At 70.3% G+C, this 13,392-nt stretch carries 7 protein-coding genes; 1 reads left to right on the plus strand and 6 read right to left on the minus strand.

The features are described from left to right. The 5 genes from pyk to gltB form a co-directional block, all read right to left on the minus strand. Positions 1–1,431 carry a pyruvate kinase gene (gene pyk / locus ACFY3D_RS00950; protein WP_350948176.1) on the minus strand — a complete coding sequence of 477 codons (1,431 nt, stop codon included), beginning with the start codon at positions 1,429–1,431 and terminating at the stop codon, positions 1–3. Between the two features lie 338 nt (positions 1,432–1,769). Continuing rightward, a complete protein-coding gene (locus ACFY3D_RS00955; protein WP_389973242.1) occupies positions 1,770–2,189 on the minus strand; it encodes a hypothetical protein in 420 nt (139 codons plus the stop codon). Between the two features lie 284 nt (positions 2,190–2,473). Beyond that, positions 2,474–4,294 carry a S8 family serine peptidase gene (locus tag ACFY3D_RS00960; protein WP_389973245.1) on the minus strand — a complete coding sequence of 607 codons (1,821 nt, stop codon included), beginning with the start codon at positions 4,292–4,294 and terminating at the stop codon, positions 2,474–2,476. A gap of 296 nt (positions 4,295–4,590) precedes the next feature. Beyond that, positions 4,591–6,069: a glutamate synthase subunit beta gene (locus ACFY3D_RS00965; protein ID WP_389973248.1), complete on the minus strand. Its 1,479-nt coding sequence runs from the start codon at positions 6,067–6,069 to the stop codon at positions 4,591–4,593. A 79-nt stretch (positions 6,070–6,148) separates the two neighbouring features. After that, on the minus strand, positions 6,149–10,654 hold the full coding sequence (gene gltB, locus ACFY3D_RS00970) for a glutamate synthase large subunit (protein ID WP_389973251.1): 4,506 nt from the start codon (positions 10,652–10,654) through the stop codon (positions 6,149–6,151). A gap of 199 nt (positions 10,655–10,853) precedes the next feature. Between gltB and ACFY3D_RS00975 the strand changes: the two genes are divergently transcribed. After that, a complete protein-coding gene (locus tag ACFY3D_RS00975; RefSeq protein WP_389973254.1) occupies positions 10,854–12,731 on the plus strand; it encodes a bis-aminopropyl spermidine synthase family protein in 1,878 nt (625 codons plus the stop codon). Here ACFY3D_RS00975 and ACFY3D_RS00980 read toward each other — a convergent pair. Then, positions 12,706–13,374, minus strand: coding sequence for a hypothetical protein (locus tag ACFY3D_RS00980; RefSeq protein ID WP_389973257.1), 669 nt, complete (start codon positions 13,372–13,374; stop codon positions 12,706–12,708). The genes ACFY3D_RS00975 and ACFY3D_RS00980 overlap by 26 nt on opposite strands. Between the last annotated feature and the right edge of the window lie 18 nt (positions 13,375–13,392).

A 13,392-nucleotide genomic window follows, 5' to 3' on the forward strand; every position in this document is an offset into this window, starting at 1 on the left:
TCAGGCGGGGTTGGAGACCGCCGCCCCGATGGTGTGCACGCGCAGGGCGTTGGTGGAGCCGGCGGTGCCGGGAGGCGAACCGGCGACGATGACGACCTTGTCGCCCTTCTCCAGACGGGAGTTGGCGAGCAGCGAGGCCTCCACCTGACGGACCATGTCGTCGGTGTGGTGGACGAACGGCACCTCGAAGGTCTCCACACCCCAGGTCAGCGCGAGCTGGTTGCGGACGTGGCGGGCGGAGGTGAACGCGAGCAGCGGGATCGGCGAGCGGTAGCGGGCCAGACGGCGGGCCGTCTCACCGGACATGGTGAACGCCACCAGCGCCTTGGCGCCGACGATCGCCCCGACCTCCGCCGCGGCACGGGCGATCGCGCCACCGGTGGTCTCGGGCAGCCGGTCGAGGCTGTGCGTGGCCTGCAGGGAGCTCTTCTCCGCGGTCGTGGCGATGCGGCTCATCGTCTCGACGACCTCGATGGGGTAGTTGCCGACCGAGGTCTCCCCGGAGAGCATGACCGCGTCGGCGCCGTCCATGACGGCGTAGGCGACGTCGGAGGCCTCGGCGCGGGTGGGACGCGGAGAGGTGATCATCGAGTCCAGCATCTGGGTGGCGACGATGACCGGGCGGGCCTTCTCGCGGCAGAGCTCGATGGCGCGCCTCTGGACGATGGGCACCTCCTCCAGCGGCAGCTCGACACCGAGGTCACCGCGGGCGACCATGATGCCGTCGAAGGCCTCGATGATCTCCGGGAGCCGCTCCACGGCCTGCGGCTTCTCGATCTTGGCGAGCAGCGGGAGGCGGATGCCCTCCTGCTCCATGATGTTGCGCACCACGTCGGCGTCGGAGGGACGCCTGACGAAGGAGAGGGCGACCAGGTCGAAGCCGGCGCGCAGCGCCCAGCGCAGGTCGGTCTCGTCCTTGTCGGTCAGGACGGGGGCGCTGACGTTCACGCCGGGGAGGTTGAGGCCCTTGTTGTCGGAGATCATGCCACCGACGACCACGCGGGTCGTGACGCGCTGGCCGTCGACCCGGGTCACCTCCAGCCGGACGCGGCCGTCGTCGACCAGGATGCTGTCGCCGGGGCTGACGTCCTTGGGAAGCCCCAGATAGGACGTGGAGACCTGGTCACGGTCGCCGGGGACCTCCTCGGTGGTGATCGTGAAGACGTCACCGAAGCCGAGACGGACGGGACCTTCCTCGAACTTACCGACCCGGATCTTGGGGCCTTGGAGGTCGGCCAGCAGACCTACGCCACGCCCGAGCTCGGCGGCCGCCTCCCTCAACCTGTCGTAAACCTCCCTGTGCAGCTCGTGGCTGCCGTGGCTGAGGTTGAAACGGGCCACGTCCATCCCGGCCGCGATGAGTTCGCGGAGGCGTTCGGGAGATGAGGTGGCGGGGCCGAGAGTGCAGACGATTTTCGCGCGACGAGTCACGGATCCCACCCTAATTGGTACAGACCACTTGGTCGCGACGTTAGCCGTAGCGCCGATGAAAAAATCGGTGACACAAAGCCACCCCGCATGAACGGCAGGTTACGAATCGTCCCTCGCGCTCACTCCTGGGGTCAGCCGTCCCAGGAGTGCGGGGCACCCGCGAACGTGCCCCCAGCCTGGTCGGCCGTCGGAACACCGGACCGATCACGACTTCCGAGCGGTCACCGCGCCTCCGCGTCGGCCGTCCGGAGTTTCGAGACGGTCACCGCGCCCCCGCCTCGGCAACGGAGGCTTCGGGCCCGGCGCCGGAACCCCGGACCGGCAGGCGGAATCCCCGGTCAGTCGCGGACGATCTCCTCCACGACCAGACCGGCGCCGATGCCCAGCAGCCAGACGTCCTTGGCGATGGCGATGCCCTGCTGTGAGGGGCGCAGGCTGCCTTCCTCCCGCAGTCCCGGCGTCTTGAGGTAGAGGCCGAGCAGCCCTCCGGCGAAGGCGGTCAGCGCGGCCCCCGCCAGCAGCGGCGGCACCACGGGGACCAGCAGGGCGGTACCGAGGGTGATCTCCGCCGTGGAGAGCAGTCTCGTGAACTTCACCGAGTCCATGTCCTTGAGGAACGGGTAGGTCCCGGAGGCCATCCCGTGTAATCCCTTCGCGCTCTCCTCCCCCGCGGTCCTCTTGGTCAGTCCCGAATTCAGAATGATCAAACCGGCGGCGATCCGGGGCGGAAGCTGGTGCGGACGCGACAGGAACCTCATTTGAGTCCTTTCTGCGTGGAGAACCCGCCTTCAGGCGCGAGGAGGAAACCGATGATCCTCACGGTGACAAGAGCGACGGGATGGAACCGGAGTCGTTCTTCTTCCCCCTTTCGTCCCCTTCACCCGTCTGTTGACCGTCTCTTGGGGAGATCCGGCCTGTGCCCGGGATGACGTTTCCGCCGACGCCGAACCGCGAGGCGACCACCCTCGCCCCGTCTCAGCCCCTGGTGAGGGGCCGAGACGGGGTGGACACATTGGGCGCCCCCGCGCCGTCAGGGAGGCCGTCAGGGAGCGAGCGGCTCGGCCTTGGCGGCGTTCTCGGCGCTGATGAGGCCGCGGCCGTAGAAGCCGTTGCGCTTCTTGGGACCCTCGCACTTGTGGACCTCGTCCACGAACGCGAGGTCGATCTTGTAGGCGTACCCGCGCGGTGAGGGGCAGGCCTTCTTGGTGGCCGTGGAGTACAGCTGGCGCTGGACGTCCGCAGGGGGCATCGCGAGGCCGCCCTTGCCGGGTTTGCCGAACCGGCTGATCAGAATGGCGGCGACACCGGTGGCGTGCGGTGCGGCCATGGAGGTGCCGACGAGGTACTGGTAGTAGGCGCAGGTGCCGCCCTCGCACTCCCGGATGATCGAGTCGGACTTCGGCGCGCCGTCGGCGGTGAGTTGTCCCTTGGCCTTGAGCGCGTTCTCCGGCGCGGCGGCCAGAATGCCCTTGGTGGGGTCGTACGTGCTGCCACCGTCGAACTCGTCCCCGCCGGGGGCCGCGAGGTCGGCCTGCTCGACGCCGTAGTCGGAGTAGTACGCCTTGCGCCCGGTCGGCCCCACCGAGGTGACCGAGATCACACCCTTGGACTCGGCGGGAACGTTGAGGCAGGAGTTGTCGACCTTGCGGGTGTGCTCGCTGCCCTTGGGATAGTTGGGGCTGCTCTCGTCCTTGCCCGGCTTGCCGAGGTCGGTGGCGCCGTTGCCGATGGCGCTGATGAGGGTGACCCCGCGCTTGCGCGCGTAGTCGAGGGCGCGCTGCATGCCGGTGATGATGCCGCGCTGCTCCAGCTGCTCCGCCTTGGAGTCGGCCGGGTTGGCCTTGCAGTTGAACAGCCACGGGTCGACGTAGAAGCTCATGTTGACCACGTCGATCCCGGCGTCGGCGGCGTAGGTGAGCGCCTCGACGCTGGGCTTGAGGAAGAACAGGCCCGAGTCGCGACCGGCGCGCAGGTTCACCAGGGACACCTGGGGGGCCACCCCGGCGATGCCCAGGCCGTTGATCGGTGAGGCGATGGTGCTGGCCACGTGGGTGCCGTGGCCGTCGTCGTCCCAGTCCACCGGGTCCTTGCAGTCCTTGAACTCGCAGGGACCGTCGAGGACGTTGCCGTTGGGGTCCTTGGGCCGGTCGGTCACGAAGTTGCGGCTCAGGGCGCGGTTGAAGTTGGGGGCGATGTCGGGGTGCTTGCCGTCGATGCCGGTGTCGATGACGCCGACCAGCACCCGCTTGTCACCGGGTTCGGTGGCGTAGGAGCCCTCCGCGGTGGCGCCGATCATCTTCATGTCCCACTGCCGCCCGGCGAGCGGCTCCGGCGTGTCGGCGGAGCGGCGGGTGCCCGCCTGCCCGAGTGCCTCGGCGGAGGGGAAGGCGAGCGGGGTCCCCACGCCGGAGACGGTCCCAGGGGCGGCCTTGGCGCTGTAGGTCCCGGAGGTGGCCCCGGTGCCGGAGGTCCCGGCACCGGAGAGCCCGGCTTCTGAGGCGGACCCGCTCGCGGAGGCCCCGGCCGCGGGTGCGGCGGCGCGGAGCGCACTGGCGAAGCCGATCCTGCGGTCGGAGGAGACTCCCTCGACGGCGTCGCTGCCGGCCAGGCTCTCCACGAAGCCCGCGCCGGGACCGTCCGCGAGGACGTAGCCGATCCTGGTGTCGGTCGACAGGACGGTGCCGCCGCTCGCGTCGATCGCGTCGATCGCCCGGTCGCGGGCGCCGTCCGCGTAGAAGACCAGGTACTCGCGGGTCTGGCCCGCGCCGGTCGTGGCCTCGCCGCCCAGGGCTCCCGCCGTGAGGGTCGCCGCCAGGGCGAGCGCCGTCGCCGCGCCCGTCAGGCTTCTGGTCCCGCGATTCATCAATCCTCCGCACCTGACCCGATCAAGAAATTTATCTGACCCGATCAAGAAATTTATCTTTCAGGCATATGTACGCCAAAGCAATTCGAAACCCCGCTCTGCGCATTTTTCCCTGAAGCAGTCGGTAAGACATCCGGAATGCCGAACTGTCGGGGGGTGCCGAAGACCAACCGTGGCCTGACCAAACCAGTGATGGAGCACATGAAGCGGCCCTGACATGCATGAACCGGCCCGGGTACTCATGGATCAACCATGACATACCCAGACCGGTCATGACATGTCAGACCAGCTTCCACTCAGACCAGCGGCCGCGCCGTCGGCGGGATCGCCACCGGAAGGGCCGTTTGGCCCGTGAGGTAGCGGTCGGCGGCCGAGGCCGCGGAGCGGCCCTCGGCGATCGCCCACACGATCAGCGACTGTCCACGGCCCATGTCCCCGGCGACGAAGACGCCGTCGACCGACGACATGTAGCCCTTGTCCCTCGCGACGTTGCCCCTGGCGTCGTAGAACTCGCCGCCGGCGACCTCGGCGAGCTCGGTGAGCAGGCCCTTCTTCTCCGGGCCGACGAAGCCCATCGACAGCGTGACCAGCTCGGCCGGGATCTCCCGCTCGGAGCCGGGCACCGGCTTGAACCCGGCAGCGGGCCCCTCCACCTCGACCAGGCGCAACGCCCTGACGTTGCCCTCGGCGTCGCCGACGAACTCGGTGGTGGAGACCGCGTAGACCCGGGCGCCGTCACCGTCGGCCAGCTCCTCGTGGGCACTCTCCATCTTGAACAGGATGGGGAACGTGGGCCACGGCTGGCTGCCCGGACGGCTCGCCGGAGGCTGGGGCATGATCTCCAGCTGGGTGACCGAGGCGGCCCCCTGCCGGATCGCGGTGCCGATGCAGTCGGCACCGGTGTCGCCGCCGCCGATCACGACGACGTGCTTGCCCTCGGCACTGATCGGCGAGACCGGGAAGTCGCCCTCCTGGACCTTGTTGGAGGGCGGCAGGTACTCCATCGCCTGGTAGACGCCCTTCAGGTCGCGCCCGGCGACGGGCAGGTCCCGCCACTGGGTCGCGCCACCGGCCAGGACGATCGCGTCGAACTCCTCGCGCAACTGCGCCGCCGTGATGTCCACGCCGACGTTGACGCCGGTACGGAACTCGGTCCCCTCGGCCCGCATCTGGTCGAGACGGCGGTCGATGTGCCGCTTCTCCATCTTGAACTCGGGGATGCCGTAGCGGAGCAGGCCACCGATCCGGTCGGCCCGCTCGAACACGACCACGTCGTGCCCCGCCCTGGTGAGCTGCTGGGCTGCGGCCAGGCCCGCGGGGCCCGAGCCGACGACCGCGACGCGCTTGCCGGTCTTGGTGGCGGCGGGCTGGGGGGTGACCCAGCCCTCGTCGAAGGCGCGGTCGATGATCTCGACCTCGACCCGCTTGATCGCGACCGGGTCGGAGTTGATGCCGAGCACGCACGCCGCCTCACACGGAGCCGGGCACAGGCGTCCGGTGAACTCGGGGAAGTTGTTCGTGGCGTGCAGGCGCTCGATCGCCTCCTGCCAGTCGTCCCGGTAGACCAGGTCGTTCCACTCGGGGATCAGGTTGCCCAGCGGGCAGCCGTTGTGGCAGAACGGGATGCCGCAGTCCATGCAGCGCGCGGCCTGCCTGGTCAGCGCGGGCTTGGGGAAGTCCTCGTAGACCTCGCGCCAGTCGCGGATGCGCACGTCCACCGGGCGGCGCGCCGGCAGCTCGCGTCCGTGAGCGAGGAAACCCTTGGGGTCAGCCATCGGTCGTACCTCCCTTATCCCTGAAAAGCCTGAAATGACTGGAAAAACCGAACGGAATGAGTGATCGCGAACATCGGCGTCACCCCTGGACCGCGGCGGTCATGACGGCCTCGTCGATGTCGCGGCCCTCCAGCCGGGCGGACTCGGCGGCCAGCAGGACCCGCTTGTAGTCCGTCGGCATGATCTTGCTGAAGCGGGACGGGTCCCAGTCGGCGAGGAGTGCCTTCGCCACCGTGGAGCCCGTCTCGGCGAGGTGGGCCTCGACGATCTCGCGCAGCGCCTCGGAGTCGGCCTCTCCCAGCTCCTCGATCTCGACCATCTCCCGGTTGACCCGTTCGGCGTCGAGGTCGAGCAGGTAGGCGACGCCGCCCGACATGCCCGCCGCGAAGTTGCGGCCGGTCGGGCCGAGGACGACCACCTTGCCGCCGGTCATGTACTCGCAGCCGTGGTCGCCGACACCCTCGACCACCGCGGTGGCACCGGAGTTGCGGACACAGAACCGCTCCCCCACGACGCCGCGGATGAAGGCCTCGCCGGAGGTCGCGCCGTACAGGCCGACGTTTCCGGCGATGATGTGCCCGTCGAGCGGGGCCGCGTCGTACGGCTGGACCGAGATCCGGCCGCCGGACAGGCCCTTGCCCACGTAGTCGTTGGCGTCGCCGGTCAGCCTCAGCGTGATGCCCCTGGGCAGGAAGGCGCCGAAGGAGTTGCCCGCCGAGCCGGTGAAACGCACGTCGATGGTGTTGTCGGGCAGGCCCGCTCCGCCGTACCGCTTGGTCACCTCGTGGCCGAGCATGGTGCCGACCGTACGGTTGACGTTGCGGATGGGCAGGTCGAGCGTGACCCTGGAACCACCCTTGAGCGCGCCCTCGGCGAGCTGGATCAGCGTGTTGTCCAGCGCCTTGGCGAGCCCGTGGTCCTGCTCCACGGTACGGCGCAGCGAGGCGCCCTCGGGCAGCTCCGGCTGGTGCAGGATCGGCGCCAGGTCCAGTCCCGAGGCCTTCCAGTGGTTCTCGGCCGGGGTGGTGTCCAGCAGCTCGGCATGGCCGACGGCCTCGTCGATGCTGCGGAAACCCAGCGCGGCGAGATACTCGCGGATCTCCTCGGCGACGAACTCGAAGAAGTTGACCACGAACTCGGGCTTGCCGGTGAACCGCTTGCGCAGCTCGGGGTTCTGGGTGGCCACGCCGACCGGGCAGGTGTCCAGGTGGCAGACGCGCATCATCACGCAGCCGGAGACGACCAGCGGCGCGGTCGCGAAGCCGAACTCCTCGGCGCCGAGCAGCATGGCGATGATCACGTCGCGGCCGGTCTTGAGCTGGCCGTCCACCTGCACGACGATGCGGTCGCGCAGGCCGTTGAGCAGCAGCGTCTGCTGGGTCTCGGCCAGGCCCAGCTCCCAGGGGGAGCCCGCGTGCTTGAGCGAGGTGAGCGGGGAGGCGCCGGTGCCGCCGTCGTGACCGGAGATGAGCACGACGTCCGCGTGGGCCTTGGACACGCCCGCCGCGACCGTTCCGACCCCGACCTCGGCCACGAGCTTGACGTGCACGCGGGCGGCCGGGTTCGCGTTCTTCAGGTCGTGGATGAGCTGGGCGAGGTCCTCGATCGAGTAGATGTCGTGGTGCGGAGGCGGCGAGATGAGACCGACGCCCGGGGTGGAGTGCCGGGTCTTGGCGACCCACGGGTAGACCTTGTGGCCGGGCAGCTGACCGCCCTCACCGGGCTTGGCGCCCTGGGCCATCTTGATCTGCACGTCGTCGGCGTTGACCAGATACTCGGAGGTCACGCCGAACCGGCCGGAGGCCACCTGCTTGATGGCCGAACGGCGCACCGGGTCGTGCAGCCGCTCCGGGTCCTCGCCGCCCTCACCGGTGTTGGACTTGCCGCCCAGCCGGTTCATCGCGATGGCGAGCGTCTCGTGCGCCTCCATCGAGATGGAGCCGTACGACATCGCGCCGGTGGAGAACCGCTTGACGATCTCGCTGACCGGCTCGACCTCGTCGATCGGCACCGGCTCGCGGACGCCCTCCCGCAGCTTGAACATGCCGCGCAGCGTCATCAGCTTCTCCGCCTGGGAGTCCACCAGGCCGGTGTACTCCTTGAAGATCTCGTAGCGGCGCGAGCGGGTGGCGTGCTGCAGCTTGAAGACGGTCTCGGGGTTGAACAGGTGCGGCTCGCCCTCGCGACGCCACTGGTACTCGCCGCCGACCTCCAGGCGGCGGTGGGCGTTCTCGGCCCTGGGGTAGGCGCGCAGGTGACGCTGCGCGGCCTCCTCGGCCAGGACGTCGAAGCCGACGCCGCCCAGCCGGGACGTGGTCCCGGTGAAGCAGGCGTCCACGACCTCCTGGCTCAGCCCGAGCGCCTCGAAGATCTGCGCCCCGGTGTAGGAGGCGACCGTGGAGACCCCCATCTTGGACATGACCTTCAGCACGCCCTTGCCGTACGCCTTGATGAGGTTGCGCACGGCCTTGTGCTTGTCGATCTTCAGGACGCCGGAGTCGACCATGTCCTCGACGGTTTCGATGGCGAGGTACGGGTTGACCGCGCCCGCCCCGTAGCCGACGAGCAGCGCCATGTGGTGCGCCTCGCGCGCCTCGCCGGTCTCGATGACCAGACCGATCTTGGTGCGGGTCTTCTCGGCGATCAGGTGGTGGTGGACGGCACCGGTGAGCAACAGCGAGGGGATCGGCGCCAGGACGTCGGAGGAGCCGCGGTCGGACAGCACGATGATCCGCGCCCCGCCCTCGATCACCGAGGAGACCTCGGCGCGGATCTCCTCGATGCGGCGCAGCAGCGCCTCGCCGCCACCCGCGACCTCGTACAGGCCCGAGACCACGTGCGGGTGGAAGCCCGGCAGCGCGCCCTCGTCGTTGATGTGGATGATCTTCGCGAGCTCGTCGTTGTCGAGCACCGGGTAGGGCAGCACGAGCTGGCGACAGGAGGCGGGACCCGGGGCGAGCAGGTTGCCCTCGGGGCCGATGGTGCTGGCCAGGGAGGTGACGAGCTCCTCGCGGATCGCGTCCAGCGGCGGGTTGGTGACCTGCGCGAACAGCTGGCTGAAGTAGTCGAACAGCAGCCGGGGCTTCTCGCTGAGCACGGCGACCGGGGTGTCGGTGCCCATCGAGCCGATCGGCTCGATGCCCGTCCTCGCCATCGGCCCCAGGATGATCCGCAGCTCCTCCTCGGTGTAGCCGAAGGTCTGCTGCCGCTTGATCAGCGTCTCGTGCGACAGGCCCTCGGGCGAGCGGGCGGGCAGCTCCTCGAAGCGGACCAGACCGGCGTGCAGCCAGTCGGCGTACGGCAGCTCCGCCGCCAGCTCGGCCTTGATCTCGTCGTCTTCGATGATCTTGCCGAGCGCGGTGTCGACCAGGAACATCTTGCCGGGCTGCAGGCGGCCCTTGCGGACCACGTCCTCGGGGGCGATGTCCAGCACGCCCGCCTCGGAGGCGAGCACGACCAGGCCGTCCGCGGTGACCCAGAACCGTCCGGGGCGCAGGCCGTTGCGGTCGAGCACCGCGCCGACCAGGGTTCCGTCGGAGAAGGTGATCGAGGCCGGGCCGTCCCAGGCCTCCATCATCGTGGAGTGGAACTCGTAGAACGCCCGCCGCGCGGGGTCCATCTCGGTGTGGCTCTCCCACGCCTCGGGGATCATCATCAGCACCGCGTGCGGCAGGCTGCGTCCCGCGAGGTGGATGAGCTCCAGCGTCTCGTCGAAGGAGGCGGTGTCGGAACCGGCCGGGTCACAGATCGGGAAGAGCCGCGACAGGTCGCCCGGCAGGTTCGCCGTCTCCAGCATGGCCTCGCGGGCGCGCATCCAGTTGCGGTTGCCCTTGACCGTGTTGATCTCACCGTTGTGGGCGACGTAGCGGTACGGGTGCGCGAGCGGCCAGGAGGGGAAGGTGTTGGTGGAGAAACGCGAGTGGACCAGCGCGATCGCGGTCTCGTAGCGCTCGTCGCTCAGGTCGGGGAAGAACTGCTCGACCTGCAGCGGGGTGAGCATGCCCTTGTAGACGATCGTCCGGGAGCTCAGCGAGGGGAAGTAGACCTTCGCCTCGTGCTCGGCCCGCTTGCGCAGGCAGAAGGCGAGCCGGTCCAGCTCAAGACCGCTCTCACCGTCGGGGGACGCCACGAACAGCTGGCCGAAGAACGGCATCACCGCGCGGGCGCTCGGCCCGGGAAGGTCGGGGGTGGTGGGAACGTCGCGCCAGCCGAGGACCGTGAGGCCCTCCTCCGCGGCGATCTCCTCGATCAGTCGCACGGCGGCCTCACGGGCCCGCTCCTCGGCGGGCAGGAAGGCCATACCGGCGGCGTAGGAGCCGGCCGTGGGCAGGGGGAAGTCCGCCACCACGCGGAAGAAGACGTCGGGGATCTGCGTCAGGATCCCGGCCCCGTCGCCGGTGTCCGGTTCGCTACCCTGGGCCCCCCGGTGATCAAGGTTGCACAGCGCGGTCAAGGCCTTCGCGACGATGCCGTGGCTACGGCGACCGGCAACGTCCGCGACCATGGCGACACCACAGGCGTCGTGCTCGTGCGAGGGGTGGTACAGGCCCTGAGGCTCGGGAAAGCCGAGGTGGGCAGCAGGCATTGAATCCCTCCCGTCGTCTTGCTTCTCTCGAACAAGCAAGGGACGACGTTGGCCCTGCTGCGTGGTGGGTAGAGATTACCGTACCCTGCCGGATACCTGCCTACCCGGTGAGATCCCGCCGAATTAGTGCGGGTTCGCCCGGTTCATTAAACACACCGCGATGGCACAACATTCCAGGTCCTGGCCCTAGGGTGGCCCAATGGAACCGACCGATCCCACCGGCCTGGGCGCCTCCACCGGTCTGACAGGCAGCGGCACTTCAGATGTCTCCGGCGTTTCCGGCACCCCCGGCGCCTCCGCCGGGGCCGGCGACCGAACGGTGGCCGGGACGGGAGCCGGAACCGAGAGCGGGGCCGGGCGTGGGTCCCGGACGGGAGCCGGGGCCGGAACCGGGGCCGGGGCCGGGCGTGGAGCCGGCACCGAAGGAGAGGACGAGAACGGCGGTGGAGTCGAGGCTTTCGTCGCACGGGCGGGTGTCGACGGCAGGCGCCTGAGGAACGCGCTGACCGCCCTGGGCGGCGGTCGCTGGTGGACACTCGCCGATCTGGTCAGGGAGACCGCGACGTCGCGGCGGACCATCGAGGCGCTGCTGCGCGAGGTGGACGGCGAACTGGAGCGATCGGGCGACCGCTTCAGGCTCCCGGCCCCTCCCGCCTGGTCGGCCCCGGCACGGGAGGAGGACGCCCCCTCACCGGACGGACCGCGAGCGAGCACCCTCGCACCGGCGGACCCGGTCGCCCACCTGCTCCCCGACCGCGCCGACCTGGTCACGCGCATGGACGAGTTGATCGCCAAGGCGCCCCGGGGCCGCCACACGCTGGACCACGTCGCCGCGACCGGCGAGACCGTGGTCAGGCGGGCGCTGCTGCTGGACGCCCGCTTCTGGCTGGACGGCGCCCGGCTGCTGTGCGTGGGCGACCACGATCTGACCTCGCTGGCCACGGCGATGCTGCACCCGGGCGTCGAGGTGACCGTCGTCGACGTCGACGAGCGCATCCTCGCCTACATCGCCGGTGAGGCCGACCGGCTCGGTCTGGCCGTACGGACCCGCTGGGCCGACCTGCGCCTGGGGCTGCCCGCCTCCGCGCGGTCCTGGGCCGACCTGGCGATCACCGACCCTCCCTACACCCCCGAGGGTGTCGGGCTGTTCGTCGCCCGTTGCGCGGAAGGGCTGCGCGACCACGAGCAGGGCCGGATCATGCTGGCGTACGGCGCCAGCGAGCGCACCCCCGCGCTCGCCCTCAAGGTTCAGCAGGCCCTGTCGCAGCTCAACCTCGTCAACGAGGCGATCTACCCCGACTTCAACCGCTACTTCGGCGCCGAGGCCATCGGTTCGGCCGCCGACTTGTACGTCCTGCGCCCCACCACGAAGACCTGGCCCGCCGCGGCCGCCCGCACCGAGACGTCCGGCACCGCCATCTACACGCAGGGGCCCCAGTCGGTGGAGTCGGCGAGCTCCCCCGCCGCCTCGGCCGCCGGTTTCGGCGAGGGGTTCGTCCCGGAGGTGCTGGTGGGCGAGTGGCCCCGCGACGTGCTGCCCAAGGCCCCCAGGGCGCGCCTGACGACCTGGCTGGCCAAGCCCTACGCCAGCGACCCGGCCAGGGTGGCGATCTCCGTACCCGCCGGTCTGGAGGCCGCGCTGCCCCGGCTGCTGCTGGCCACCCGCGCCAGGGAGGTCCGGGTCACCCTGGCGGCGGCCCCGAAGGACCTCCCCCGCGACCTTCTCGCCCCCGTCTACGACCTCACCGCCGAGGGAGCGTCCGTGCGCGCCGTACGGGTGGCACCGCCCGCCGGAGACAGCAAGAGCGCCACAAACGCGAACGGCGCGGACGAGAACGACACGGCCCGGATCCTGCGCCGCGTTCTGGACAACGCGCACGGCAGGCTCGCCAACACCTGGCGCGAGGCCCTGATCAAGGCCAGGGGCGACCTGACGAAGAGGCAGGCGAGGGCGATCGTCGCCACCGTGGCCCCGTGGGCGGGCGACGTCACCGTCCTCGAACTGCCCGCCCACCGGCTGCTGGAGCTCAGGGCCGCGGTGGAGAGCTCCCTCAGCGCACCAGCCGACGCTGGATGACCAGGCCGAGGCCGTCCATCGCGACCTGCGGATAGGTGAGATCCACCCTGCCCTCGCCGTCCTCGCCGCTCTCCCCCGCGCCTGCCCGGGCGGTGCTCCCGCCGGCGACGGGGGCGACCCAGCTCACCGTGACGTAGTGCCCGAGGCCGCGGACCTGGGCCCAGCTGCGCGAGCCGTCGAAACCGTCGGGCGTGTCGGGAGCGGGCCTGACGAAGCCGTCGCCGCCGTCGCCCTTGAGCGCCGCCACGAGCCTGTCGGCGGCGGCGGAGTCGGCGAGGTTGAAAATCAGGAACTGGCCGGAGACCGCGCCGTCCTCGGTCTCGTAGCGAGCGCGCAGCACCTGCGTGCACCCGCCGAGCGCGTCCTGCGCGCTCCCCCAGACCGCCTCCGCGCAGTCGGCGAGGGTCTCGGTGGCCTTGAGTGCGAGCTTGGTCGTGCCCGCCGACACCGAGGGGGCGGGGAACATCTCGGCGACGGTGAGCGGCTCGGGGTCGAGGTCGCGGGTCGCGATGGGCGCGTAGTGGGCCGTACCCGGCTCCGCGCGCAGGACGGCGGCGCGCGGGACGGGCTCGTCGCCCAGCCACAGGAAGGCCCCCACCCCGGCGACCCCGGCCAGCACGACGATGATGATCCACTTACGCATGAGGAAAAAGCTTACTTC

The organism is Streptosporangium sp. NPDC000509 (genome assembly GCF_042898365.1).
Classification (GTDB): Bacteria; Actinomycetota; Actinomycetes; order Streptosporangiales; family Streptosporangiaceae; genus Streptosporangium.

Excerpts from the sequence above, each read along its gene's own strand:
- ACFY3D_RS00980 (WP_389973257.1), bottom strand. The coding sequence starts at position 13,374 with ATGCGTAAGTGGATCATCATCGTCGTGCTGGCCGGGGTCGCCGGGGTG.
- ACFY3D_RS00955 (WP_389973242.1), bottom strand. The coding sequence starts at position 2,189 with ATGAGGTTCCTGTCGCGTCCGCACCAGCTTCCGCCCCGGATCGCCGCC.
- gltB (WP_389973251.1), bottom strand. The coding sequence starts at position 10,654 with ATGCCTGCTGCCCACCTCGGCTTTCCCGAGCCTCAGGGCCTGTACCAC.
- ACFY3D_RS00975 (WP_389973254.1), top strand. The coding sequence starts at position 10,854 with ATGGAACCGACCGATCCCACCGGCCTGGGCGCCTCCACCGGTCTGACA.
- ACFY3D_RS00960 (WP_389973245.1), bottom strand. The coding sequence starts at position 4,294 with ATGAATCGCGGGACCAGAAGCCTGACGGGCGCGGCGACGGCGCTCGCC.
- ACFY3D_RS00965 (WP_389973248.1), bottom strand. The coding sequence starts at position 6,069 with ATGGCTGACCCCAAGGGTTTCCTCGCTCACGGACGCGAGCTGCCGGCG.